This is a genomic window from Bradyrhizobium diversitatis (assembly GCF_016031635.1).
In the GTDB taxonomy this organism is placed as follows: domain Bacteria; phylum Pseudomonadota; class Alphaproteobacteria; order Rhizobiales; family Xanthobacteraceae; genus Bradyrhizobium; species Bradyrhizobium diversitatis.
Map to the genome: position 1 here is coordinate 62,579 of NZ_JACEGD010000003.1, position 24,752 is coordinate 87,330.

Annotated in this window: 22 protein-coding genes; 16 read left to right on the top strand and 6 right to left on the bottom strand. The window is 66.7% G+C overall.

Translation table 11 applies throughout. The features are described 5' to 3' along the window. Positions 1 to 212 precede the first annotated feature (212 nt). On the top strand, positions 213 to 1,154 hold the full coding sequence (locus H1B27_RS03300) for a hypothetical protein (protein ID WP_197964995.1): 942 nt from the start codon (positions 213 to 215) through the stop codon (positions 1,152 to 1,154). A 129-nt stretch (positions 1,155 to 1,283) separates the two neighbouring features. Here H1B27_RS03300 and grpE read toward each other — a convergent pair whose 3' ends face one another. Both grpE and hrcA read right to left on the bottom strand, forming a co-directional pair. Continuing rightward, positions 1,284 to 1,901 (bottom strand): nucleotide exchange factor GrpE, encoded by a 618-nt coding sequence (gene grpE, locus H1B27_RS03305; protein WP_197964996.1) that lies wholly within the window; start codon positions 1,899 to 1,901, stop codon positions 1,284 to 1,286. Positions 1,902 to 1,997: 96 nt separating this feature from the next. Next, positions 1,998 to 3,086 carry a heat-inducible transcriptional repressor HrcA gene (gene hrcA / locus H1B27_RS03310; protein ID WP_061880012.1) on the bottom strand — a complete coding sequence of 363 codons (1,089 nt, stop codon included), beginning with the start codon at positions 3,084 to 3,086 and terminating at the stop codon, positions 1,998 to 2,000. Positions 3,087 to 3,254: 168 nt separating this feature from the next. Between hrcA and rph the strand changes: the two genes are divergently transcribed. From rph to hemW, 3 genes are read left to right on the top strand one after another with little or no spacing between them, the layout of a single operon-like run. Beyond that, the gene (gene rph, locus H1B27_RS03315) at positions 3,255 to 3,968 is read left to right on the top strand and encodes a ribonuclease PH (protein WP_028178946.1); all 714 of its coding nucleotides are present in this window, start codon (positions 3,255 to 3,257) and stop codon (positions 3,966 to 3,968) included. Between the two features lie 10 nt (positions 3,969 to 3,978). Further along, positions 3,979 to 4,614: an RdgB/HAM1 family non-canonical purine NTP pyrophosphatase gene (rdgB, locus tag H1B27_RS03320; protein ID WP_194390646.1), complete on the top strand. Its 636-nt coding sequence runs from the start codon at positions 3,979 to 3,981 to the stop codon at positions 4,612 to 4,614. A 16-nt stretch (positions 4,615 to 4,630) separates the two neighbouring features. Then, positions 4,631 to 5,815, top strand: a complete 1,185-nt coding sequence (hemW, locus tag H1B27_RS03325; protein ID WP_197965109.1) for a radical SAM family heme chaperone HemW — start codon at positions 4,631 to 4,633, stop codon at positions 5,813 to 5,815. A gap of 160 nt (positions 5,816 to 5,975) precedes the next feature. Here the strand turns inward: hemW and H1B27_RS03330 are convergent, their stop codons facing one another. Continuing rightward, on the bottom strand, positions 5,976 to 7,208 hold the full coding sequence (locus H1B27_RS03330) for a penicillin-binding protein activator (protein ID WP_197964997.1): 1,233 nt from the start codon (positions 7,206 to 7,208) through the stop codon (positions 5,976 to 5,978). Positions 7,209 to 7,558: 350 nt separating this feature from the next. Between H1B27_RS03330 and rsmI the strand changes: the two genes are divergently transcribed. From rsmI to H1B27_RS03365, 7 genes are all read left to right on the top strand, one after another. Then, positions 7,559 to 8,509 carry a 16S rRNA (cytidine(1402)-2'-O)-methyltransferase gene (gene rsmI / locus H1B27_RS03335; RefSeq protein ID WP_197964998.1) on the top strand — a complete coding sequence of 317 codons (951 nt, stop codon included), beginning with the start codon at positions 7,559 to 7,561 and terminating at the stop codon, positions 8,507 to 8,509. Further along, positions 8,496 to 8,897, top strand: coding sequence for a YraN family protein (locus tag H1B27_RS03340; protein WP_131870580.1), 402 nt, complete (start codon positions 8,496 to 8,498; stop codon positions 8,895 to 8,897). Before rsmI ends, H1B27_RS03340 begins: the two co-directional genes overlap by 14 nt. A gap of 10 nt (positions 8,898 to 8,907) precedes the next feature. Then, positions 8,908 to 9,852 carry a glutathione synthase gene (gene gshB, locus H1B27_RS03345; protein ID WP_197964999.1) on the top strand — a complete coding sequence of 315 codons (945 nt, stop codon included), beginning with the start codon at positions 8,908 to 8,910 and terminating at the stop codon, positions 9,850 to 9,852. 474 nt (positions 9,853 to 10,326) lie between these two features. Further along, complete coding sequence (gene cpaB, locus H1B27_RS03350) at positions 10,327 to 11,145, top strand: Flp pilus assembly protein CpaB (protein ID WP_197965000.1); 819 nt, start codon at positions 10,327 to 10,329, stop codon at positions 11,143 to 11,145. Between the two features lie 10 nt (positions 11,146 to 11,155). Next, the gene (locus H1B27_RS03355) at positions 11,156 to 12,673 is read left to right on the top strand and encodes a type II and III secretion system protein family protein (protein ID WP_197965001.1); all 1,518 of its coding nucleotides are present in this window, start codon (positions 11,156 to 11,158) and stop codon (positions 12,671 to 12,673) included. 56 nt (positions 12,674 to 12,729) lie between these two features. Further along, a complete protein-coding gene (locus H1B27_RS03360) occupies positions 12,730 to 13,461 on the top strand; it encodes a CpaD family pilus assembly protein (protein WP_197965002.1) in 732 nt (243 codons plus the stop codon). Then, positions 13,458 to 14,747: a CpaE/TadZ family protein gene (locus H1B27_RS03365; RefSeq protein ID WP_197965003.1), complete on the top strand. Its 1,290-nt coding sequence runs from the start codon at positions 13,458 to 13,460 to the stop codon at positions 14,745 to 14,747. The genes H1B27_RS03360 and H1B27_RS03365 overlap by 4 nt, the downstream gene beginning before the upstream one ends. 34 nt (positions 14,748 to 14,781) lie before the next feature. On the opposite strand, the gene H1B27_RS03370 is transcribed toward H1B27_RS03365, so the two are convergent. Both H1B27_RS03370 and H1B27_RS03375 read right to left on the bottom strand, forming a co-directional pair. Further along, a complete protein-coding gene (locus H1B27_RS03370; protein ID WP_197965004.1) occupies positions 14,782 to 15,552 on the bottom strand; it encodes a tetratricopeptide repeat protein in 771 nt (256 codons plus the stop codon). 78 nt (positions 15,553 to 15,630) lie between these two features. Further along, positions 15,631 to 15,876, bottom strand: coding sequence for a PilZ domain-containing protein (locus H1B27_RS03375; RefSeq protein WP_018644993.1), 246 nt, complete (start codon positions 15,874 to 15,876; stop codon positions 15,631 to 15,633). A 229-nt stretch (positions 15,877 to 16,105) separates the two neighbouring features. Between H1B27_RS03375 and H1B27_RS03380 the strand changes: the two genes are divergently transcribed. From H1B27_RS03380 to H1B27_RS03400, 5 genes are all read left to right on the top strand, one after another. Next, a complete protein-coding gene (locus H1B27_RS03380) occupies positions 16,106 to 17,644 on the top strand; it encodes a YifB family Mg chelatase-like AAA ATPase (RefSeq protein ID WP_197965005.1) in 1,539 nt (512 codons plus the stop codon). 110 nt (positions 17,645 to 17,754) lie between these two features. Further along, the gene (locus tag H1B27_RS03385) at positions 17,755 to 18,222 is read left to right on the top strand and encodes a hypothetical protein (protein WP_197965006.1); all 468 of its coding nucleotides are present in this window, start codon (positions 17,755 to 17,757) and stop codon (positions 18,220 to 18,222) included. Positions 18,223 to 18,347: 125 nt separating this feature from the next. Then, positions 18,348 to 20,621: a PAS domain-containing hybrid sensor histidine kinase/response regulator gene (locus H1B27_RS03390; protein ID WP_197965007.1), complete on the top strand. Its 2,274-nt coding sequence runs from the start codon at positions 18,348 to 18,350 to the stop codon at positions 20,619 to 20,621. Positions 20,622 to 20,683: 62 nt separating this feature from the next. Further along, positions 20,684 to 21,313, top strand: coding sequence for a histidine phosphatase family protein (locus H1B27_RS03395; RefSeq protein WP_197965008.1), 630 nt, complete (start codon positions 20,684 to 20,686; stop codon positions 21,311 to 21,313). A 90-nt stretch (positions 21,314 to 21,403) separates the two neighbouring features. Continuing rightward, positions 21,404 to 22,462 (top strand): AI-2E family transporter, encoded by a 1,059-nt coding sequence (locus tag H1B27_RS03400; RefSeq protein ID WP_197965009.1) that lies wholly within the window; start codon positions 21,404 to 21,406, stop codon positions 22,460 to 22,462. A 17-nt stretch (positions 22,463 to 22,479) separates the two neighbouring features. Here H1B27_RS03400 and H1B27_RS03405 read toward each other — a convergent pair whose 3' ends face one another. Then, positions 22,480 to 24,450 (bottom strand): hybrid sensor histidine kinase/response regulator, encoded by a 1,971-nt coding sequence (locus H1B27_RS03405; protein WP_197965010.1) that lies wholly within the window; start codon positions 24,448 to 24,450, stop codon positions 22,480 to 22,482. Between the last annotated feature and the right edge of the window lie 302 nt (positions 24,451 to 24,752).

Consider the following 24,752-nt stretch of genomic DNA (forward strand, 5'->3'; position numbering starts at 1 on the left):
GTCGGGCTCAGCCGCCCTTGCGGGTGTGGAATTATTAACAGGTTCGGGCCTCGGCAAGCCCCTGCCACCCGCAACAGGCCCTGCCCTGTTGCGGCAGGGCCAAACCCGCTAAAAGGCGAACCGGCCGGACAGCCGGCGCAACTGCTTCGCGCGACAAAGCGGCCCGGCGGCCGACCATCGAACGGCCTCAATGTGAACCAATCAGAGTGCCCATGAAGCTGATCCGCCCCCTCGCCGCGCTGGCCCTCCTCGCCGTAACAGTGTTTCCGGCCCTTGCCGCCGACGCCGTTTTCCCACCTGGCTTGCGCCTCGGCATGGTGCCGCTGATCGGCCTCAGCACCGCCAAGACCTTTCCGGGCTTCGAGAGCGAGGATGGCAGTGTCAAGGTACTGGTCACCGAGCTGCCGCCGGCGGCCTATGGCGAGGTCGTGAGCGCCTTCAATGCCAATCCCGCCGGGACCAATGGCGTCACGCAGGACAAGATCGAGACCCCCGCGGGCCTCGCCTATTTCACCACCGAAAGCGGCAAGGCCGGCGATACCCCGGTGAAGCGCTATTCGATGATCGTGCCCGGCGCCGGCTTCTCCGGCTATGTCGCGGTGCAGATCCCGGAGAATGCGACCAAGATCTACACGGATGAAGCGGTGCGGCAGATGTTTGCGAGCACAGTCACCCGCAGGCAGGTCTCGGCTGAAGAGCAGATCGCGCTGATGCCGTTCAAGATCACCGATCTCGCCAACTTCAAGGACATCCGAACGCTCGCGCCGGGCAGCAGCATCATCCTCGCCGACGGCGATGAGAGCACGGGTTACGAGTCGAAGCCGTTCATGATTCTCGGCGTGATCGGCGCCACCCCGCAGCAGGCCGACGACCGCGCCCGCTTCGCCCAGGAGGCGGCGCTCCAGATTCCCGGCGTGCGCGAGTCGCGCATCACCATGTCCGAGCCGATTCGCATCAACGGCCAGCAGGGTTTCGAGACCCGGATCGACGGCGTCAGCGGCAAGGACAAGATCCCTGTGACCGTGGTGCAGTGGATCCGCTTCTCGACTGGCGGCGCATCATTGCGCATCATCGCCAGCGCCCCACGCGACCAGTGGCTGCCCGCCTTCACCCGCTTTCGCGCCGTTCGCGACGGCATCCAGCCGAAGGGATAGCTGCATCCGCAAGCGAGATGCGCTCCCTCCCTCGCTTGCTTGCGGGAGGCTTGGAGAGCGCTGTCTCACCAGCGAAGACTCTCCCAGAGGAGAGCCTCAACCGGCCGCTTTGCGCACCATGAGGATCGATCAGTTCGGCGCGCCATTCGATTCATTGTTGTTGGCAGCGGGAGTTGCCTTCGCACCGCCCTTGGCGACACCGACCAGCGCCGGGCGCAGCACGCGCTCGCCGATGGTGTAGCCGGCCTGCATAACCTGCACCACGGTGCCTGACGGCACCGACGCATCGGGCACTTCGTACATCGCCTGGTGGAAATTCGGGTCGAACTTCTGGCCCTGCGGATCGAGCTTCTTCACGCCATGCTTCTCGAGCGCGCTGTGCAGCGAGCGCTCGGTCAACTCGACACCCTCGATCAGCGCCGTGAGGCCGGGATCGGCCGCAGCACGCGCTTCGGCCGGAACGGCATCGAGCGCACGCTGGAGATTGTCGGCGATGTCCAGCACGTCGCGGGCAAAGCCGGTGATGCCGTAGAGGCGCGCGTCGGCGATCTCCTTCGTGGTGCGCTTGCGCAGATTCTCCATCTCGGCCAGCGTCCGCAGCATGCGGTCGCGCGCCTCGGCCGCTTCCTTCTGCAACGTTTCGACCGAGCCCGGCTCGGGATCGTCGGGCATGATGTAGGGCTTTGACACCACGGGCTCGGGCGTCGGCGCGGTCGTGTCTTCGGGTTGCCGGTCTCGATCGGTCATCGGCTCTAATCTCGAACTCGTTTCCAGGGATTGTTGGCCCGGATATCGTGCCTTAGCTTGCGAAAATCAAGCGCCTGTGATCGGAGGAGGCGCCGGTCAGCCCCCCAAGAGGCGGCTGACGATGCGGGCGGCGTAGTCCACGGTCGTGATCACGCGGGCATAATTCAGCCGCGTCGGCCCGATCACGCCGAGAACGCCGACGATGTGGCCGGCGGCATCCCGATAGGGCGAGATGATGGTGGAGGACCCCGACAGCGAGAACAGCTTGTTCTCGCTGCCGATGAAGATGCGCACGCCCTCGGCGGTCTCGGCGCGGCCGAGCAGGTCGATCACACCGCGCTTGGTCTCGAGGTCGTCGAACAACAGGCGAACGCGCTCCAGATCCTCCAGCGCATGCAGATCTTCGAGCAGATTGGCATGGCCGCGGACGATGAGCTGGCGATCCTCGTTCTCGCCGCCGGACCAGCTGGCGATGCCGGCCGAGATAACTTTCTGCGTCAGCTGATCGAGTTCGGCACGGGCCTCTCCAAGGGCCGTCTCAAGCTCGAGCCGCGCCTCGGCCAGGGTGCGGCCGCGGATCCGCGCATTGAGGAAATTCCCGGCTTCGGTGAGCGCCGAGGAGGGAACCCCGGGCGGCAGCGCCAGCACGCGGTTTTCCACCTGGCCGTCCTCGCCGACGAGGATGACCAGCGCTTTCTCGGGTTCCAGGCGGACGAATTCGATGTGCTTCAGCCGCGCATTGGATTTTGGCGTCAACACGACGGCGGCGGCCCGGGTGAGGCCGGAGAGCCGCATCAAGGCCTCGTCCAGCGCCGCCTCGACCGACTGCGCCTCGCCGACCGAGGAGAGCTGGCTCTGGATCGACTGCCGCTCGGCCTCGTTGAGGTCGCCGACCTGCATCAGGGCATCGACGAAGAAGCGCAGGCCGAGTTCCGTCGGCAACCGGCCGGCGGAGGTGTGCGGGGCATAGATCAGGCCGAGCTGTTCCAGATCCGCCATGACGTTACGGACCGAGGCCGGCGACAGCGGCATGGCGATCAGGCGGGAAATGTTACGCGAGCCGACAGGCTCGCCGGTCGCGAGGTAGCTTTCGACAATCTGACGAAAGATGTCGCGGGAACGCTCGTTGAGCTGGGCAAGGCCTGCGCGCGGCGCGATCAGATGGATCGGATCGTGATGGGCCACAGACGGTAACTCCTCTCAGATACTCGTAATTTGTCTATCCCGGGCACTTCTGACAAGCGTGGTGTTTGCGGCCGCGAAATCAGGGGGTGAAAAAGCCTTGCCGCCCATCCCCGCCGCACCTACAAGCACCGCGAGCAGCCTTTTCCCGTGAGTTTTGGAGGATTTCCCATGCGGCCAAGCCGCCGTGCGCCCGACGAATTGCGCCCCGTGACGCTGGAGCGCGGCGTGGTGAAATATGCGGAAGGTTCGTGCCTGGTGAAATTCGGCGACACCCATGTGCTGGTCACCGCCACGCTGGAGGACCGCCTGCCGCCGTGGCTGAAGGGCCAGGGCCGCGGCTGGGTCACCGCCGAATACGGCATGCTGCCGCGCGCGACCTCGGAACGGACCCGCCGCGAGGCCTCCGCCGGCAAGCAGAGCGGCCGCACCGTCGAGATCCAGCGCCTGATCGGCCGCTCGCTCCGCACCATCATCAATCTCGAAGCGCTCGGCGAGCGCCAGATCACGGTCGATTGCGACGTGCTCCAGGCCGACGGCGGCACGCGCACGGCCTCGATCACGGGCGCCTGGGTCGCACTCGCCGACTGCGTCAACTGGATGAAGGCGCGGAACATGGTCAAGGCCAACGTGCTGCGCGACAACGTCGCCGCGATCTCCTGCGGCATCTACAACGGCACGCCGGTGCTCGACCTCGACTACGCCGAGGATTCCGAGGCCGAGACCGACGCCAATTTCGTCATGACCGGCGATGGCCGCATCATCGAGGTGCAGGGCACCGCGGAACGCGAGCCGTTCACCGAAGCCGAGCTGCTGGCGCTGATGGCGCTGGCCCGCAAGGGCGTCGCGCGTCTGGTGGACTTGCAGAAACTAGCTGTGGCGTAGTCAATAAGCCATGCACCGCCGAATCACGGACAAGCTGGTCATCGCCACCCACAATCCCGGCAAGCTCGCCGAGATGCGGGAGCTGCTTGCGCCGTACGGCATCGAGGCGGTGTCGGCGGGAGAGCTCGGCCTGTCCGAGCCGGACGAGACCGGCAGCGATTTCCGCAGCAACGCCGCGATCAAGGCGATCGCGGCGGCGCAAGCAGCCAGGCTTCCCGCCTTCGCCGATGATTCCGGCATCGTGGTCGATGCGCTCGACGGCGCGCCCGGCATCTACAGCGCGCGCTGGGCCGGCCCTTCCAAGGATTTCAACGCGGCGATGGCGCAGATCGAGCGCCTGTTGCAGGAGCGCGGCGCCACCACGCCAGACAAGCGCAGGGCGCATTTCGTCTCGGCACTCTGCGTCGCCTGGCCCGACGATCACCTCGAACAGGTCGAGGCGCGCGTCGACGGCACGCTGGTCTGGCCGCCGCGCGGGACTGCCGGCTTCGGCTACGACCCGATGTTCCTGCCCGACGGCCACAACCGCACCTTCGGCGAGATGGAGAGCATCGAGAAGCACGGCCTGCCGCCGCTCGGGCTCGGCCTGTCGCACCGCGCCCGCGCCTTCGTGAAACTGGCGGAGATCTGCCTTGAGCCGCGCTAGAGCGTTTTCGAGCGAAGTGGACACCGGTTCGCGCCAGGACAACGCGTCAAAACAGGAATCTAAAGCCTTTGGCGTCTACGTGCACTGGCCGTTCTGCCTGTCGAAGTGCCCCTATTGCGACTTCAACAGCCACGTTCGCCACGCCGCGATCGACGAGGCGCGCTTCGCTTCCGCCTTCGCGCGAGAGATCGCAACCACCGCAGAGCGTGCGCCGGGCCGCGAGGTCACCTCGATCTTCCTCGGTGGCGGCACGCCCTCCCTGATGCAGCCCGCAACGGTCGGCGCCGTGCTCGATGCGATCGGCCAGCACTGGACCGTCGCAGGCGATGTCGAAGTCACGCTGGAGGCGAACCCGACCAGCGTCGAGGCCACGCGCTTCGCCGGCTATCGCACTGCCGGCGTCAACCGCGTCTCGCTTGGCGTGCAGGCGCTCGACGATGCCTCGCTGAAGGCGCTCGGCCGCATGCACAGCGCGCGCGAGGCGCTCGATGCGGTCGCCATCGCACGCCGCTCGTTCGACCGCTATTCGTTCGACCTGATCTACGCCCGTCCCGACCAGACGCCGGCGATGTGGGCCGACGAGTTGCGTCTCGCAATCGATGAGGCGGCCGAGCATCTGTCGCTCTATCAATTGACGATCGAGGAAGGCACGCCGTTCTTCGGCCTGCACCAGGCCGGCAAATTGAAGACGCCGGATGAAGCGGTCGCGCGCGCTCTCTACGACGTCACGCAGGAGACCTGCGACAGACTGGGTCTGCCCGCCTACGAGATCTCCAATCACGCCCGGCGCGGCGCCGAGTGCCGGCACAATCTGGTGTACTGGCGCGGCGAGGAATATGCCGGCATCGGCCCCGGCGCGCACGGCCGCCTCGACATCGACGGCGTGCGCCACGCCACCGCCACCGAGAAGCGTCCCGAGGCCTGGCTGCTGCGCGTCGAAACCAACGGCCACGGCGTCGTCACCGACGAGCTCCTCAACAGCGAAGAGCGCGCCGACGAATTCCTGCTGATGGGATTGCGCCTCGCCGAGGGCATCGACCCCGAGCGCTACAAAGCACTCGCGGGCCGCCCGCTCGACCCCCGCCGCATCGCGCTGCTGCGCGAGGAAGGCGCGATCACGGTGGACCCGACGGGCCGCCTGCGCGTGACCAGCAGCGGATTTCCGGTGCTGGATGCCGTGGTCGCGGATCTGGCGGCGTAACAATTCTTCGCCTCCCCGCTTGCGGGGAGAGGCCCGAATGCGCGCAACGCGCGGATTCCGGGTGAGGGGGACTCTCCACGAATCCAACTCTCACCGTCTCCGCGGAGACTCCCCTCACCCCAACCCTCTCCCCGCAAGCGGGGCGAGGGAGCACATCTCGCTACGCCCCAAAACTCTTCGGCGAGCCCGCAACCGCAACGCCGCCGCCCTGCGTCACCTTCATCACCGCGAGGCCGCGTTCATTGGTGCCGTCCGCGCGGAAGCGGAACAGGCCGTCGATGCCGGCAAAGCCGGAGGGGTTGGTGAGCACGTCGGACGAAAAGCGCGTCGTACCCTGTGTGCGCGCCAGCGCAGCGACGAGCGCGACGGCGTCATAAGCGAGCGTCGCGGTGCGGATCGGCTCGGCGCCGTATTTGGTGCGATAGCGGCCGGAGAAGGCGCGGAAGCCGGCCGGGTCGGGCGCGGCGTAAAGCCCGCCCTGAAGCGCGGCGCTGGCATAGACGCGCGGATTGTCCCACAGGCCGGTGCCGAGCAGCTGGATGTTGCGCAGATTGGCACCTGCGGCCGTCATCGCATCCGCCACTGAGACCACCGCATCGCCGTCATCGGCAATGAACAGCGCGTCCGCGCTGCCGAGCTGCTGCGCCACGGTGCGTGCCGGCGTGGCGCGATCGGCGCCGTATTTCTCGAAGGCGACGATGCGCCCGCCGCGCCGCGGCGCCGCCGCCTTCACCGCGGCCTCGACGACATTGCCGTAGGCGTTGTCGGGCACCAGCACGGCGAAAGAGCGCTTTCCGATGCTGGCGGAATATTCGACGATGCGGTTGACGTCGGACTCCGGCAGGAACGAGAGCAGATAGACGCCGCGCCCGGCGATGCTGGAATCGGTCGAGAACGCGATGACGGAAATGCCGCGCGTGCGCGCGACCTGCGCCACCGCCGGCACCGATTGCGCGAACAGCGGCCCGAGGATGATCTCGGCGCCTTCGTCGACCGCCTGCTGCGCGCCGGCTTGCGCGCCTTGCGGGCTGCCATTGTCGTCCTTGATCAGGAGCTGGATGTTCGGGTTCTGGAACTCGGCCAGCGCCATCTCGGCGGCGTTGCGCATGGATTGCGCCGCGAGCCCGGCGTTACCGGCAGCTGAGAGCGGCAGGATCAGACCTACCTTCACGCCGCCGGTGCCGGCGGTCGTCGCCTGTTGCTGCGGACCCGCCGGCTGGGCCGGCGGCGCGGAACTCGAGAACGGGTTGGAGAACTGGCTGAGACTCTGCTGCACGCCGGCGCAGGCCGACAGCAGGGGCGCACCGAGCAGCAGGCCGAGCGCGCTCCGACGGGTGGCCCCCGACGATCGGGATCCCGGAGCGAGAGACTTTGGATGACGCGGGCCCATCATGGCAGCTTCTCTTCTGACCCGCCGTTGCCGGCCGGTCACGACATTCCTTCCGCGACACAGGCCGCGGACTCAGGCATATTGTCGGCAAACAGTTAACCAAAACAAAAGGATAACAGCCGCTTAACGCGACCGCCCTCCCGTTCCGGCAGCCGTTCGCCGTCGCTCATCCAGCATCAAGGCGGCGTTTCCGTCGTGAATATGGCGCGATGGCCCTCATTCCCACTCGAGGTGATCCTGGCCGATCACATTCCCGTCCGTTCCTCGCCCCCCATATGGGCACGATCTTGGGCCCGATCTTTTTCGACCAGCCGGTTCCCAGCCCTGCGGATCGTGCCTAAGTTGGCTTCATTATGTGCGCAAAGCCGGCCCCGATAAATACGTCTGAAGCTCAAGACGCCGCCTCGCGCGGTTTCTCCATCGATGCCCATCGGCTCGCGGCGCCGAAGGCCGCGCCGGGTCTCTATCTGGTCGCGACACCCATCGGCAATCTCGGCGACATCACCCTGCGGGCGCTTCAGACGCTCGCCGGCGTCGATGTCATCGCCTGCGAGGACACCCGCATCACGCGCCGCCTGACCGAGCGCTATGCGATTGCAGCAACGCTCAAGCAATATCACGAGCACAATGCGGAAGCGGCGCGTCCGAAGATTCTCGAGGCTCTGGCGCGAGGCGGCTCGGTCGCGCTGGTGTCGGACGCCGGCACGCCACTGATCTCCGATCCCGGCTTCAAGCTGGTGCGCGAGGTCTGCGCCGCCGGCCATCGGGTGCACGCGCTGCCCGGCCCGTCCTCGGTGCTGGCCGCGCTGTCCGTCGCCGCGCTGCCGACCGACCGCTTCTTCTTCGAGGGTTTCCTGCCGGCGAAATCCGCCGCGCGCCGCGCACGCCTCGCCGAGCTTGCGCGCGTCGACGCGACGCTGGTGATGTTCGAATCGGGCAACCGGATGCAGGCCACCTTGGACGATCTCGCGGAGATCATGGGCGATCGCGAGGCCGCGGTCTGCCGCGAGCTGACGAAGTTGCACGAGGAGGTCAGGCGTGCGCCGCTCGCCGAGCTCGCGCGGCAGGCCGATGCGCCCGAGACGCGCGGCGAGTTCGTTCTGGTGATCGGCCCGCCCGCAGCGGACGCCGACGTGCTGGAATCGGACGCGCTCGACGGACTCTTGCGCGAGCAGCTTGCCGCAAACAGCGTCAAGGATGCCGTGGCGCATGCGGTCGCACTGTCGGGCCGGCCGCGCCGCGAGGTCTATGCCCGTGCGCTGGAGCTCGCAAAGGATCTTCGGGGCGGCGATGGCGAAGACTGAGCCTCCCAGGGAACCGAAGGTCGCCTCGCCCGAGCGCGTCGCCGCGTTCCGCACCGGCATTTCCGCGGAGAGCCGCGCCGCGGCCTATCTGATGGCCAAGGGCTACCGCATCCTCGCCAAACGCTACCGCACCCCGCATGGCGAGATCGACATCGTGGCGCGCCGCCGCAACCTGATCGCTTTCGTGGAGGTCAAGGCGCGGGCGAGCCTGGACGACGCCGCTTTCGCCGTGACGCCGCGCCAGCAGCAGCGCATCATCGACGCCGCGCAAGGCTGGCTCGTAGCGCATCCCGAGCATGCCGAATTCGAATTGCGATTCGACGCGATGCTGATTGCGCCGCGCTCGCTTCCGCGCCATGTGTTGGCGGCATTCGACGCCTCGACCTGAAAGGCAGATCATGAAACTCAATGTCGCCGTCCAGATGGATCCCATCGCCCGCATCAACATCAAGGGCGATTCCACCTTTGCGCTGCTTCTGGAAGCGCAGAAGCGCGGCCATGGCCTGTCCTATTACACGCCCGACAAGCTCTCGATGGTCGGCGAAGAGCTGGTCGCGCCGGTTCAGCTCCTGACCGTGCGCGACGAGCCCGGCGACCACTTCACATTGGGCGAGCCCAGGCGCGAAGCGTTGAACGGCTTTGACGTGGTGCTGCTCCGCCAGGACCCGCCGTTCGACCTCGCCTACATCACCTCGACACATTTCCTGGAGCGCATCCATCCGAAGACGCTGGTCGTCAACGATCCCGCCTCCGTGCGCAACGCGCCGGAGAAGCTGTTCGTGATGAATTTTCCGCAGCTGATGCCGCCGACGCTGATCTCGCGCGACCTGGATGAGATCAACGCGTTTCGCGACAAGCACGGCGCCGTCGTCATGAAGCCGCTGCACGGCCATGGCGGCGCGGCGGTGTTCCGCGTGATGCCGCAGGACATGAATTTCGGCTCGCTGTTCGACATGTTCTCGGTGACGTTCAGGGAGCCCTGGGTGATCCAGCAGTTCATCCCCGAGGTGAAGCACGGCGACAAGCGCATCATCCTGGTCGACGGCGAGTTCGCCGGCGCGGTGAACCGCGTGCCGGCCGCCGACGACCTCCGCTCCAACATGGTGCGCGGCGGCGCGGCGCAGGAGACCGAGCTCACCCCGCGCGAGCGCGAGATCTGCGCCACCGTCGGCCCGGCGCTGCGCGCGCGCGGCCTCCTGTTCGTCGGCATCGACGTCATCAACGGCAACCTCACCGAGATCAACGTCACCTCTCCGACCGGCATCCGCGCCATCTCGCGGCTCGGCGGCCCTGACGTTGCGGCGAGGATCTGGGACGTGATCGAGCAGAAGCGGAAGAAGTAAGACCGTCACTTCGTAACCGCTCCATCACCGTCACCCCGAGGTGGCCGCTTCTTCAGCGGCCCTCGAAGGGCGACGGCCCTTCTGCAGCACCGGGGCCGTGCATCCTTCGAGGCTCCGCATGCCATGCATTCGCATCGCGTGCCTCGCACCTCCAGCGACAATGGCTTCGCCATTGCGCGGGGATGACGGACCGTGGGCGGTTATCGCGGATGCGACGCGGCTTCCGAGCCCACCACTAACCACCCGTTCACCATGACGCCCACGCGCCGCATTCGATCGCGTGCGCGGTCTGCGTGAAACTACGGAGCCGCTGGCCAATCGAATAACGCCGCGTTCACCATCCGCCGAAAACCAGCATCGCGGCCGGCGATCGCATTCGGCCTCGCAACACCCCTTATACTTTTGCTCCCTACTCATCGACGCGGGGGAACACGCCACGTGCAGTTCGAGTGCCCCGCGTAAGAGTAGAGGCGCATGAACACCGCACGCATTGTCGTTCTCGTCATCGCACTGGGCGCCGGCGGCGTCGCTGCGTATCTGGCGAGCGGCTTCGACAACAATCCCGCGCCTGCCCCTCCCGTCGCCGAAAAGCTGCCGACGGTCGAGGTGCTCGTCGCGAAGAACGATATCCAGCTCGGCCAGGCCGTAAAGCCAGATGATATGCAATGGCAAGCCTGGCCGGCCGCGACGGCGAGCAGCGCCTTCATCCGCCGCGACGGCAGGCCCGACGCGCAGACCCAGATCGCCGGCTCGATCGCACGCGTGCCGTTGATGCAGGGCGAGCCGATCCGCGAGCAGAAGCTGGTCAAGGCCGAAGGCTCCGGCTTCATGGCCGCGATCCTGCCGTCCGGGATGCGCGCCGTCTCCACCGAGATTTCAGCCGAAACGGGCGCCGGCGGCTTCATCCTTCCGAACGACCGCGTCGACATCATCCTGACCCGCCGCCTGAAGAATCCCGACGGCAACAGCGATGGCCCGACCGGCGGCAACGACCTCATCTTGTCCGAGGTCATTCTCGCCAACATCCGCGTGCTCGCGATCGACCAGGCGCCGAAGGAAAAGGACGGCCAGAACGCCGTGCTCGGCAAGACCGTCACGCTCGAGCTCAGGCCCGACCAGGTCGCAACGCTCTCGGCCGCACGCCAGGGCGGCACGTTGACGCTCGCGCTGCGCAGCATCGTCGATGCCAACGCATTCGAGGGCACGCCCGAGGACCAGGCGGTCAAACGCCCGGGCGGCGTGAACGTGATCCGTTACGGCGTGCAGGCACGACAACTGACGTCACAGAAGTGATGGGGATAGCATGAGTTACGGGGGCGATCGGACGGGCCTGCGCATTCGGGGGAAGCGCGCGCGCTCGTTCCTGGCGGGGACGATGTTGATGCTGGGGCTGCTCGCAGCCTCCGACGCCGTCAGCGCCGCGGATGCGCCGGTCGGCGACCAGGCGCCGATGCAAGCGCCCGACCTCGGCGTGTCGCCGGTCTCGACGGTCGCAGCGGCGAGGACGCGATTTCTCTCGCTTGGTGTGGGCAAATCCGTCGTCATCGACCTGCCGCGCGAGGTCAAGGACGTGCTCGTGGCCGACCCCAAGATCGCCAACGCGGTGATCCGCTCGGCGCAGCGCGCCTATATCATCGGCGGCCAGGTCGGCCAGACCAACGTCGTGTTCTTCACCGCCGACGGCCAACAGGTCGCCTCCTACGACATCGCCGTGAAGCGCGATCTCAACGGCATGCGCGCGGCGCTGCGCCAGTCCTTGCCGGGCGTACAGGTCGAAGGCGTCGGCGACAGCGTGATGCTGACCGGCTCGGTGTCGAGCCCGGTCGAGGCCCAGCAGGCCGGCGACGTCGCCGCAAAGCTCGTCGGCGGCGCCGAGAAGGTCGTCAACAACATCGTCGTGCGCGGCCGCGACCAGGTGATGCTCAAGGTCGTCGTCGGCGAAGTGCGCCGCGACATCGTCAAGCAGCTCGGCGTCGATCTCAGCGCCAGCCTGAATGCCGGCACCGCGGTGGTGAACTTCAACAACTCCAACCCGTTCTCGATCTCCGGCGGCCCGCTCGTCAGCAGCAACGGGCTCGGTGTCACCGGGCTCGCAAAAGGCGTGGCCACGGTCAATGCCACGATGCGCGCGATGGAAAGCGCCGGCGTGATGCGGACCCTGGCCGAGCCGAGCCTGACGGCGATCTCCGGCGAGTCCGCCACCTTCATTGCCGGCGGCGAATTCCCGATCCCTGCGGGCTATTCCTGCGATCCGGTCACCCATGTCTGTACCACCCAGATCACCTACAAGAAGTTCGGCATCTCCCTGAACTTCACGCCGGTCGTGCTCAGCGAGGGACGTATCAGCCTGCGCGTGATGACCGAAGTCTCGGAGCTGTCGAGTCAGAACGCCATCTCCGTGACGCAAGCAGTGTCCGCGGGCCAGACCAGCTCGATCACCATCCCGTCGATCCAGACCCGCCGCGCCGAGACCACGCTGGAAATTCCCTCGGGCGGCTCGATGGCGATGGCCGGCCTGATCCAGCAGCAGACCAAGCAGGCGATCAACGGCCTGCCCGGCGTCGACCAGCTGCCGATCATCGGCGCGCTGTTCCGCAGCCAGGACTTCGTCAACAACGAGACCGAGCTGATGGTGATCGTGACGCCCTATGTGGTCCGCGCGGTCGCCCAGAAGGAATTGTCGCGGCCCGACGACGGCTTCGCGCCGGCCTCGGATGCGCAGACGGCGCTGCTCGGCCGCATGAACCGCCTCTATGGCATCGCGCGCCGCGTCGATCCGATCAGCGGCACGCCGGGTGATTTCGGCTTCATCATCGACTGAGACGAACGCGCGGCGTGGGGACCGGTGCAGGAATTGGGGCAGGAGGGGATGAGGCGATGACGAAGACGACAGCCGATCGACGTCGCAATCTGGGCGTGGTGCTGGCACTGGCGGGGATCTCCGTCATGCTCGGCGCCTGCAACACCACCGAGATCGTCACCCAGACGGTGCCGACCGACTATCGCCAGCGCCACCCGATCGCGGTGCAGGAAGGCAAGAAGTCGATTGTGATTTTCGTCGGCAAGGCACGAGGCGGCCTCTCGGCCGCACAGCATTCGGATGTCGCGGGCATCGCGCGGGACTGGGCGCGCGAAGGCACCGGCTCCGTCGTCGTCGACGTGCCCGTCGACAGCGCCAATTCGCGCGCGGCTGCTGCGACCTACCAGGAAATCCGCTCCGTGCTGGCGTCGGGCGGCGTGCCGTCGCGTGCCATCGTCCAGCATCCCTACCGCCCCGAGGATCCCGGGCTGCTGCCCACCATCCGCCTGAGTTATTCGAAGATCGCGGCCGTCGCCGGACCCTGCGGGCTGTGGCCGGAAGACGTCGGCCCCTCCATCCTCGACCCCGGCTACAACGAGAACCGGCCCTATTTCAATCTGGGCTGCGCCACCCAGCGCAATCTCGCGGCCATGGTCGACAACCCGGCCGATCTCGAGCAGCCGCGCGCCGAGACGCCCGCCTATACCGCACGGCGCAACATCGCGTTCGAACGCTATCGCAAGGGCACGACGACCGCGACCGCCTATCCCGAATCCGACAAGGCCAAACTCAGCGACACCGGCAGATGACAAGCTTCGACGACGAAGAAGCGGACGATCCGCGGCACCCCGAGGAACACATTGCACCGGTTCCTCGCATTTCCGTGCAAGCCTTTTGCGAGACCGAGCAGACGCTCAAGGCGGTGACCGCGGCGGGCGAGGACCGCCGGCTCGCCAAGGCCCACCTCACCGCCAAGGACGGCGGCCTCGCCGCGGCGATCGAGGTCTATGAATCGATGCCGACGCCGAACGTGATCGTCATCGAGTCCGACGGCACGCGCGACATCCTCGAGGGCCTGGACGACCTCGCCGGCGTCTGCGATCCCGGCACCCGCGTGGTCGTGATCGGCAACCCCAACGACACCGCGCCCTATCGCGAGCTGGTGCGCCGCGGCGTCAACGACTACGTGGTCGGCCCGGTCGAGACACTCGACGTCGTTCGCTCGATCTGCAGCCTGTTCTCGGCTTCCGAGGCCATCATCACCGGCCGCGTCATCGCCGTGGTCGGCGCCAAGGGCGGCGTCGGTGCGTCCACCGTCGCGCACAATGTGGCCTGGACCATCGCCCGGGACCTCGCGCTCGATTCCGTCGTGATCGATCTCGACCTCGCCTTCGGCACGGCGAGCCTCGACTACAACCAGGATCCGGTGCAGGGCATCGCCAATGCGGTGCTGTCGCAGGACCGGCCGGACACGGCGCTGATGGAACGCCTGCTCGCCAAATGCACCGATCGCCTCAGCCTGCTGGCGGCACCGGCTGCGCTCGACCGCGTCTATGATTTCGGTACCGAAGCCTTCGATGCGGTGTTCGACACGCTGCGCATGACCACGCCCTGCATCGTGCTCGACGTTCCCCATCAATGGTCCGGCTGGACGCGGCGCGCGCTGGTCAACGCCGACGACATCGTGATCGTGGCCGAGCCCGATCTCGCGAACCTGCGCAACACCAAGAACATGCTGACCGTGCTGAAGGCGGCACGCCCCAATGATCGCCCGCCGCTGTACTGCCTCAACCAGGTCGGCATGCACAAGCGCGCGGAGATCGAGGTCAAGGCCTTCGCCAAGACCATGGAGAGTCAGCCGATCGCGGTGATCCCGTTCGATTCGAAGCTGTTCTCGACCGCTGCCAATAACGGCCAGATGATCGCCGAGGTCGCCAAGACCCACCGCACCACCCTTCTGTTCCAGAACATGGCGAACCGCCTCGCCGGCCGCGGCGAGGTGAAGAAGCCGAAGCGCTCGCTGCTCGAGCCGCTCCTGAAGAAGCTGAAGGGCCGGTCGGGGCGCGCGTCGGCCCCGCATCGCAAGGCGTCGTAAAGAACGGGAATCGCAAAGATCGGAAGAGGGCGGACTATTTGTCCGCCCTTTGCTGTTTCTTCGCCAGCAACTGGCGCAACGCCGTGACCTTGGCCGCCGCCTGATCGGGCGGCAGATCGGCCTTCACGAGTATTTCGGCTTCGGCCTCGCGGCCCTGCAATCCCAGCACGAGCGCGAGATTGGCACGAACCCGCGGATCGTTCTGATTGCGCTGATAGGCGCGGCCGAGCACCTGTTCGGCCTTCGGCAGATTGTTTTGCAGCACATAGGACAGGCCGAGATTGGACAGCACGGTCGGCTCGTTCGGCACGATCTTCAACGCCGCGGCGTAATATTGCTGCGCCTCCTCGTTGCGGCCGAGCTGATCGAGCGCCGCGCCCTGCGCCGACAAGATGCGCCAGTCCGGATCCTCAGGCGTATGCGCACGGCTGAGAACGTCGAAGGCCTGCTGGAAATTGCCGCTATCGGCGAGCGCGCGGCCATAGCCGGCGAGCAGCGCCTTGTTGCTGGGATGGCCGAGCACGGCCTGCTCCAGCACCGCGACCGCCTGCGCGCGCTGGCCGGTCTCGCGCAGCGCCTTGCCGTAGGCGAGCGCAACGGAGGGATCGCCGGGCCTGGCGCGATAGCGCTCGCGCAATGCGTCCATGTCCGGCCGGGCGTCGGCCTTGCCGGCTGTTTCCGGTTTGCCACCGAGCGCGCCGGTGACGTCCTCGAGGCCCGTCGTCTGACAGCCGCCGAGGCCGAGCACCAGGATTGCGGGAAGCAGGAATCTCGCCGGAGGGGCGAGGGACGGACGCTTGGACATACTCTGATCACTCGGCAACTGATCAGAGATGCTGACCCATTAACGCTAAAGTCCCGTTAAGGAGGCGGCCCCTGCGGCCTAGTCCACGAATTCAGCGCCGAACTCGCAGCCGATGCGCCAGCGCAGGCGGCATTGGCGGGAATAGTCGGGCGCGAAGATGATGGTGAATTGCGGCGGCACTTCCAGGAATTCCGCCACCACTTTCACACCCCCATCCGAAATATCCGTGATCGTGCAATCCCGCGGCAGCGAGCCCGCGCCAAAATGAATCTTGGCGAGCCGGCTGCACACCCGACGTTCGCTTCTCCGGCGATTTGCAAGCATTTGAACTGTTCACCCGTTAGATCACGGCCCATCCCGCAGGCCCAGGAGTAACGGACATTCGTTGGAATGTGCTGAGGACAGAAGGGAGCATTCGAGACGTAGTCTTCGCGTCACGTTTACGTCTCGTTAGGGCCTGCGCAGGCGTCGGAGAGCGTTCCCGTATTGTTCTTGCGAAAGCGGCCGCCCTCTGCTACCCCTAATTGCACGAAAGGGGCAGGCTGGTTTGAGCATGGTTCAGCGGGTTTCTACCGTCGCCTTTGAGGGGATCGAGGCCCGTGCGGTCGACGTGCAGGTGCAGGTCGCCCCTGGGCTGCCGGCCTTCGCCATCGTCGGGCTTCCGGACAAGGCGGTGTCGGAGGCGCGCGAGCGGGTGCGCTCGGCGCTGATCGCCTCGGGGCTGGCGCTGCCGGCGCGGCGGATCATCGTCAATCTGGCACCGGCCGACCTGCCGAAGGAAGGCAGCCATTACGACCTGCCGATCGCGCTCGGGCTGATGGCGGCGATCGGCGCGATCCCGCCGGATGCACTGACCGGCTTCACCGTTCTCGGCGAGCTCGGCCTCGACGGCTCGATCGCACCGGTGGCCGGTGTCTTGCCCGCCGCGATCGGCGCCAATGCGCGCGAGGAAGGCTTGATCTGCCCGGCGGCCTGCGGCTCCGAGGCGGCCTGGGCGAGCCCGGACATCCAGATCATCGCGGCGAGTTCGCTGATCCAGATCGCCAACCATTTCAAGGGCACCCAGGTGCTGTCGCGGCCCTCGCCAAAGGTGCACGAGGCCCCCGCCTCCACGCTCGACCTGCGCGACATCAAGGGCCAGGAAAGCGCCAAGCGCGCGCTGGAGATCGCGGCCGCCGGCGGGCATCACCTGCTGATGATCGGCGCGCCCGGCGCCGGCAAATCGATGCTGGCGGCGCGTCTGCCCTCGATCCTGCCGCCGCTGTCGCCGGGCGAGCTGCTCGAGGTCTCGATGATCGCCTCCGTCGCCGGCGAGATCGAAGGCGGCGCGCTGACGGCGCGGCGGCCGTTCCGCGCGCCGCATCATTCCGCCAGCATGGCCGCGCTCACCGGCGGCGGCATGCGCGCCAAGCCCGGCGAGATCTCGCTGGCGCATCAGGGCGTGCTGTTCCTCGACGAGCTGCCGGAGTTCGATCCGCGCGTGCTGGATTCGCTGCGCCAGCCGCTGGAGAACGGCGAGGTCGCGGTATCGCGCGCCAATCACCGCGTCACCTACCCTGCCCGCTTCATGCTGGTCGCAGCGATGAATCCCTGCCGCTGCGGCAATGCGTTCGAGCCCGGCTATGCCTGCAAGCGCGGCCGCATCGACCGCTGCACTGGCGACTACCAGGCGCGCATCTCCGGTCCCCTCATGGACCGCATCGATCTGCGCATCGAGGTGCCGGCCGTGACCGCGGCGGACCTGATCCTGCCGCCGCCGGCGGAAGGCTCCGCCGAGGTCGCCGCACGCGTGGCGGCGGCGCGCGACATCCAGCTCGCACGCTATGCGGATGCCGGCCTGCCCAAGATCCGCACCAATGCCGAGGCGCCCGCCTCGGTGCTGGAGGAGATCGCAAAGCCGGATGCACAAGGCGCCAAGCTGCTGCGCGATGCCGCCGAGACCATGCGGCTGTCGGCGCGCGGCTATCACCGCGTGCTGCGGGTGGCGCGCACGCTTGCCGACCTCGATCATGCGGACAAGATCGGCCGGCTGCATCTGGCCGAAGCGCTGTCCTACCGCGCACTCGCGGAGGATGTGCGCCAGATGGCGTGAGCGCATCGCGCATCAACCCGGCGGTAACGATTTTCCTTTACGCTCTGCAAACCATAAGGCCCGCGCGTTTCGTATCGAGAGTTCCTGACGGGCCCGGCGAGTAGAGTGTCATGTTGCGTTTCAAGATCCTGGCCTCGGTTGTTCCCCTGCTGGCGGCTGCGGTGTTCGCCCGTGCCGAGATCGGATCGGTCTCGCATCCCTGCATCGCGCTCAGCGACACCACGGTCGAGCTCACATCCCTGTTCTGGACCGCCAATGTGCATGTCGCCTTCACCGACGATCCCGCGAAGGCCACGGTGCGGGTCCAGATCACCGATGACGCGGACGCCGCGGACTTCACCGTGGTGGACGACGGCCTCGGCTCCGAGCCGGACTCCTGCGAGCTCACCCCCTCGACACGGCTGATCTCGATTGCCGCACAGCCCGTCGACGGCGGGCCGGTGGTCTATCTCTCCAGCGAAGGACCGGCGGATTACCGTATCTATGTGCGCTCGAAGACCTTCTCGCAGCGCGAGGCGGCGGCGCTGATCGTCGGCGCCCGCGGCGGCCACCGCCAGCTCCAGGCCGCCTCGCTCTGAGCCGTTAACATCCCGTCAACCCTGTCGGAAGGCGGGGCCCAGGCCGCAAACTGTTCGCAAGGTCGGCGCGACATCTTGGCAGCCGGCGATCACAGGTTTCGAGCAAGAGAGTCGGGTCGGTGGCGATGGGTCGGACGTTCCGGATCAAGGTGCGCATGCGCCGCTTCAAGCGGCAGCACCCCCGCATTGCCTTCGCGATCCGCTCCTTCATGATCTTCTCGGCGACCTTCGGCGGCGCCTATGGTTTCGTGTCCGGCAGCCGCTCGGAGAATTCCGCCTACGATCCCCACGCCTTTGCGATCGGCGCGAGCTTCCTGTTCGCGCTCGCCTGCCTCGGCCTTGCGACGCTGAGCATGCGCCTGCGCTTCGTCGACAGGCGGCTGCGCACGCTCGCCGCCCACAATGAGGCCCTGATCGACCGCAATTGGGAGCTGAAGGAAGCGGAAGAACGCGCCCGCAGCCTGTTCGAGCAGCAGGGCGACCTCATCGTGCTGCGCGACACGGACGGCCGCATCACCTTTGCCAACGAGGCCTATTGCGCGCTGGCAGGACGGGCGCGCGGCGCACTTGTCGGCACGCACTTCGATTTCGACGTGCTGGAGCAGGGCGACAGCGCCCGCGAGAGCAACGGTACGCGCATCCACGACCAGAAGATCGCAACCCCGCTCGGCGCGCGCTGGATCGCCTGGCGCGAGGGCTATGTCCGGCTCGACGCCGGACAGCCCGCCGAACTGCAGAGCGTGGGACGCGACGTCACCGACCGCACCGAGACCGAACGCGCGCTGTCCGATGCGCGGGACCAGGCCGATGCCGCCAACCGCGCCAAGTCGCGCTTCCTCGCGATGGCCTCGCACGAGATCCGCACGCCGCTCAACGGCATCATCGGCATGGGCGGCCTCCTGCTCGACACCAATCTGACGCCGGAGCAGGCGACCTATGCCAGGGCGGTGAAGACCTCGGGCGAAGCCTTGATGGCGCTGATCGAGGAATTGCTGGACTATTCCAAGATCGAGGCCGGCAAGCTCGACCTCGATCAACGTCCCTTCGCGCTCTCGACCCTGGTCGAGGAGATCACCGAGCTGCTCGCGCCGCGCGCGCAAGCGAAGACGCTCGAGATCGCCGCCTATGTCGACGAGCGCCTGCCGATCGAGGTGATCGGCGACGCCGCGCGGCTGCGCCAGGTGCTGCTCAACCTCGCCGGCAACGCCATCAAGTTCACCACGGGCGGCGGCGTTGCGCTGATCGTCGAGCCCGGCATCTGGCCGAACGAGATCAGCTTCCTGGTCCGCGATACCGGCATCGGCATCGCAGCCGAAGCCCAGCAGCGCATATTTCGCGAATTCGAGCAGGCCGACCAGCGCATTGCCCGCACCTATGGCGGCACCGGGCTCGGCCTTGCCATCAGCGAACGCATCGTCAAGCGCATGGGCGGCCGGATCACGCTCACGAGCGAGCCGGGCAGGGGCTCGACCTTCGAGGTCGCGGTGCCGCTTCCGCCGTCGCAGGCCGGCGCCGGACAGACTGCATTTCCGAGTCCCGACCTCACCGGCAAGTCGATGCTCCTCGTCGCCGACGGCATCGAGGCCTCGTTGATCGCGCGGCGCCTTGCGCGCTGGGGCGGCCAGACCTGCCTGGTTGCGGATGCGGCGGTCGCCGAAGCACTGCTGCCGGAACGCTCATGGCACGCGGTGCTGATCGATCGCGCGATCGGCCCTGCCATTGCCGACCATCTGGGTGACGCGGCCCGCGCGCATGCCTCGCAGCGCCTCGTGCTGCTGACGTCGAGCTCGCGCCACGAGAAGCTGTCGCCGGCCTTCACCGGCTTTCTGATGAAGCCGCTGCGAGCCGCATCGCTCGCCGCCCGCCTCGCCCTGACGCCGGAGGTCGCCTCGCCCGATCTCGCGCCGGAGCCGCCGGCCGCATCCACCGGTACAGCGCTGGCGAAGAGCCTGTCGATCCTCGTCGCCGAAGACAACGAGATCAACGCATTGCTGATGCGCTCGCTGCTGACCAAGCTCGGTCACCGCGTCGTCATCGCCGTCCATGGCGAGGCCGCGCTGGAATCCTGGCTCGCCGCCTCATCCGCCGGCACGCCCTACGATCTCGTGCTGATGGACATTCAGATGCCGCAGCTCGACGGCATCGAGGCGACAAAACGCATCCGCGCGCATGAGGCCGGCTTGGGTAGTCACTTGGGCGGTCGGCACACCCCGATCCTGGCGCTCACCGCCAACACGCTGGCGGAGGACCGCCATGCCTGCTTCGAGGCGGGCATGAACGGATTTCTGATCAAGCCGCTCGACCGCGAGAAGCTGGACGAGGCGCTGGCCGGGCTGGCCGCATCGCGGCATCTGGCAGTCCCGGATCACGGGAACCCGATCCCCGCCGGCAATCGCTAATTGAAATCGAGCGCGTTGCGCGTCACCATCCTCCGGGGGCATTTGCAAAAGAGGATTTGCGCATGAACGTGCTTTGCCGCCTCGCGCTTATTGCGCTCCTCGCTGGAATCTCCCGGCATGTCGCAGCCGATACGCCGGACCTCATCTCGTCGCTCAAGCAAGGCGGTTACGTCCTGATCTTCCGGCACACCGCGACCGACGACAGCCAGAAGGACGTCTACCCGTTCAAGTTCGACGACATGAGCGCCCAGCGTCAGCTCAGCGACAAGGGCAGGGACATGGCGCGCCAGATCGGGACGGCGATCAGGGAGCAGGCGATCCCGATCGGCGATGTCTACACCAGCAGGCTGAACCGCGCGGTCGAGGCCGGCAGGTTGATCTCCGGCCGCGAGGTCAAGCCGGTCGATGCGCTCACGGACAGCAGCAATGCCAGCGCATCGGGAATGGCAAACCCGACCGGTGCCAATGCAAAGGCCGGGCAGGCCGTGCGCCTGCTCGTCGATGCGCCGCCGAAGCCAGGCACCAACACGTTCCTGGTCACCCACAAGACGAACATCGCCGATGCCTTCGGCAAGGAAGCCGGCGACGTGCAGGAAGGCGAAGCCTTCGTCTACAAGGCCAACGGCTCCGGCCCCGCCACCTTCGCGGGGCGCATCAAGCTTGCGGACTGGAACGCGAGAGCAGGCAGGTGAGGGGCCTGGCATCCAGCCGTGACTTGCCGCTCCGCCACGATGTTGTGGTACGGAGGTCCTGTGACGAGCGACCGAAAGGCTGGCGACGACGTGAGAACATCAGAAGACCGCTCATTCCTCATCTTGCTTGCCGCGATCTCCGTTGCGTTCGGGTGGGTGCTTTGGCCATTCTCCGGCGCATTGTTGTGGGCCATCCTGCTGGCCATCATCTTCGCACCCCTCTATCGGCGCGCCCTGAAAACCCTCCCGGGCAAGCACAACCTTGCCGCATTGTTCACTGTCGTCGTCGTGATCGTCATGGTCCTGATCCCGGTGGCGGTCGTCATCGCTTCGCTCGTCGACCAGGGCGGGGAGCTGTATCAGCGCGTTCAGAGCGGAGAGATCAGTTTCGCTCATCCCCTGGAGCAATTGCGATCCGCACTGCCTGGCTGGGCTGCTTCGCTGTCAGACCGCCTGGCCCGCATGGATCTTTCGGCCCTGAAGGAACGCCTGTCGGGTCTGGTCGTCCCAGCCGGCCAACAGCTGGCCGGACATGCGCTCAACATCGGCCAGTTGACGCTGGAGTTCGTCGCAAGCCTGCTCGTGATGCTGTACCTGCTGTTCTTCCTGCTGCGCGACGGCGAAGACCTGAGCGCACGCATGCGCGACGCACTCCCGCTGCGTCCGAGCCAGACCGCCGAGATCCTCGATGCGTTCACCCTCGCGGTTCGCGGAACGATCAAGGGGATCGTTCTCGTCGCGCTGATACAGGGGGCGCTTGGCGGGCTCATCTTCTGGCTGCTCGGCTTGACTGCGCCGCTGCTGGCGGGCGCGCTCATGGCGCTGGTCTCGCTCCTGCCCGTGCTGGGCTCCGCCCTGATCTGGGTTCCGGTCGCACTCTATTTGCTCGTGTCAGGCGCCGTGACGAAGGGTCTCATTCTGCTCGCTTTCGGCACTTTCGTGATTGGCCTTGCGGACAATTTCCTCCGCCCGATCCTGGTCGGCCAGTCGATCCAGATGCCGAGCTACGTCGTGCTGCTTGCCACCTTGGGCGGACTTGCGAGCTTCGGAGCGAACGGCTTCGTCATCGGCCCGCTCGTTGCCGCGATGTTTCTGACGGCGTGGCAAATCTTCATGAGCTCGAAAGCGCGACAGGAGGCCCGCAAGTAAGCTTCATTGAGTAAGCTTCATTCCTTGACCGGCCGGTCCAGGATCTCACGCACACGAAGCGCCAGCTTCGCCTGCGAGACCGGCTTCTCGAGAATATCGACGCCTTCATCCAGGCGGCCCTGGTGAACGACGGCGTTCCTTGAATATCCGGTCATGTAGAGAACCTTCAGTCCCGGCCGTATCTGCTGCGCCCGCCTGCCGAGCTCACGACCGTTGATCCCGGGCATCACGACATCGGTCAGAAGCAGATTCACTTTCGGCTCCTCCTGGAGGAGGATGGTCAGGGCTCCCTGGGCGCTCGGTGCAGCCAGGATGCGATAGTTCAGGTCGCGCAGGACGTCGCATACATAGGTCCGGAGATCGGAATCATCCTCGACGACGAGAATGGTCTCGATCTTCTCGCCTTCCGGCAGCACGTCCTCGGGCTCGTTGACGGGCGCCTGGCGTGTGCCGAGGTAGCGCGGGAAATACATCTTGATGCTCGTGCCGTGGCCGACCTCGCTGTAGATCTTCACATGGCCGCCGGATTGCTTGACGAACCCATAGACCTGGCTGAGACCGAGCCCGGTCCCGTGCCCCGGCTCTTTTGTCGTGAAGAAGGGCTCGAAGGCGTGATCGAGCACCTCGCTCGACATTCCGCTTCCGGTGTCGGTCACGCAAACCACGACGTACTGGCCGGGCGACAGCTCCGGATTGACACGGCTGTAATCATCGTCAGCCGAGACATTCACGGCCTCCACCGTGAGCTTGCCGCCGTCGGGCATGGCGTCGCGCGCATTGATCGCGAGATTGATGATGGCGGACTCCAGATGGTTGGCGTCGGCTTCGATCTGCCAGAGTCCCGCGCTGCCGACGGTTTCGACCTCGATGCGCTCGCCGAGCGTTCGCTGCAGGAAGTCCTGCATGTTGCTGAGGAAGTTGTTGACGTTGATCGGCTTGGGATCGAGCGCCTGCCGGCGCGAGAAGGCGAGAAGCCGGCTGGTGAGCGCTGCCGCGCGCTGGGCGCCTCGCTTGGCATGGCTCAGAGCACGCTGGAGGTTGGCTGTTCCGGCGAGCTGACGGGCGTTGCGCTCGGCGGTCTCGATGTTGCCCAGCACGATCATCAGCAGGTTGTTGAAGTCGTGCGCGATGCCGCCGCTGAGCTGCCCGACGGCCTCGAGCTTCTGGGACGCGATCAACTGCTCCTGGACCTGCTTGAGCTCGTCCTGCGCACGCTTGCGCTCGGTGAGATCGCGCGTGACCTTGGCAAATCCGATGATCTCGCCGGCCTCGCCGACGATCCGATCGATGATGACCGACGCCCAGAAGCGCGTTCCGTCCTTTCGCATGCGCCAGCCTTCCGCCTCGAAGCGGCCGTGCTCGCGCGCTTCTTCCAACGCCCGCTTGGGAACTCCGCTTGCGACGTCTTCCGGCGTGTAGAATCGGCTGAAATGCTGGCCGATGATGTCCAGTGGAGCATAGCCCTTGATGCGCTGGGCCCCGGGATTCCAGGTGGCGACGTTGCCCTCGGGATCGAGCTGGAAGATGGCATAGTCGATCACGGCCTCGATCAGCCGACGGTACCGCCGCTCGCTCTCGAGCAGCTCCGTGTGCGCCTGCTGCCGTTCGGTGATGTCCCGCGTCACCTTGGCAAAGCCGATCAGGCGGCCCTGCTCGTCCTTGATGGAGTCGAGGACGACGAGCGCCCAGAACCGGCTGCCGTCCTTGCGCACGCGCCAGCCCTCGGAATTGAAGCGCCCGGTCTCGCGCGCTGTCGCCAGCGCCCTCGCTGGCAGGCCCGCCGCCCGATCCTCAGGCGTGTAGAACACCGAAAACGACGTGCCGATGATGTCCCGGGCAGAATAGCCCTTGAGACGCTCGGCCCCCGAGTTCCAGCTCCGCACGGTGCCGTCGGTATCGAGCATGAAGATCGCGTAGTCCACGATCGCGTTGACCAGGAGCTCGAGACGACGGCCGTCATCGAGCTCGTCAAGCGGCGTTTGGCTCATACGGATCCTCAGGCTGCGGGGCGAGCGACGGGCCCAATCAACGGATTGGCAGGATACTGGTTCCAATAAATGTTACGATTATCCCGCGCCCGTGGCACGCACTCCACTACGCGCGCCCGCCGGCCACCCGCGCAGGCCCGAGACCCTCTGGCGCAACGACTGCTATGCGGCGTAAGCGCGGAAACGGGGGGCCGAAAGTCGGCCGGGCGGACCTTCGCTCCCCCTGAAGATCGTCTCGGTTTGGGCTACGCGCTTGCAATGGGGGCAGGCGAAGAGATGTGCGATGACCGGGACCGGCTCGT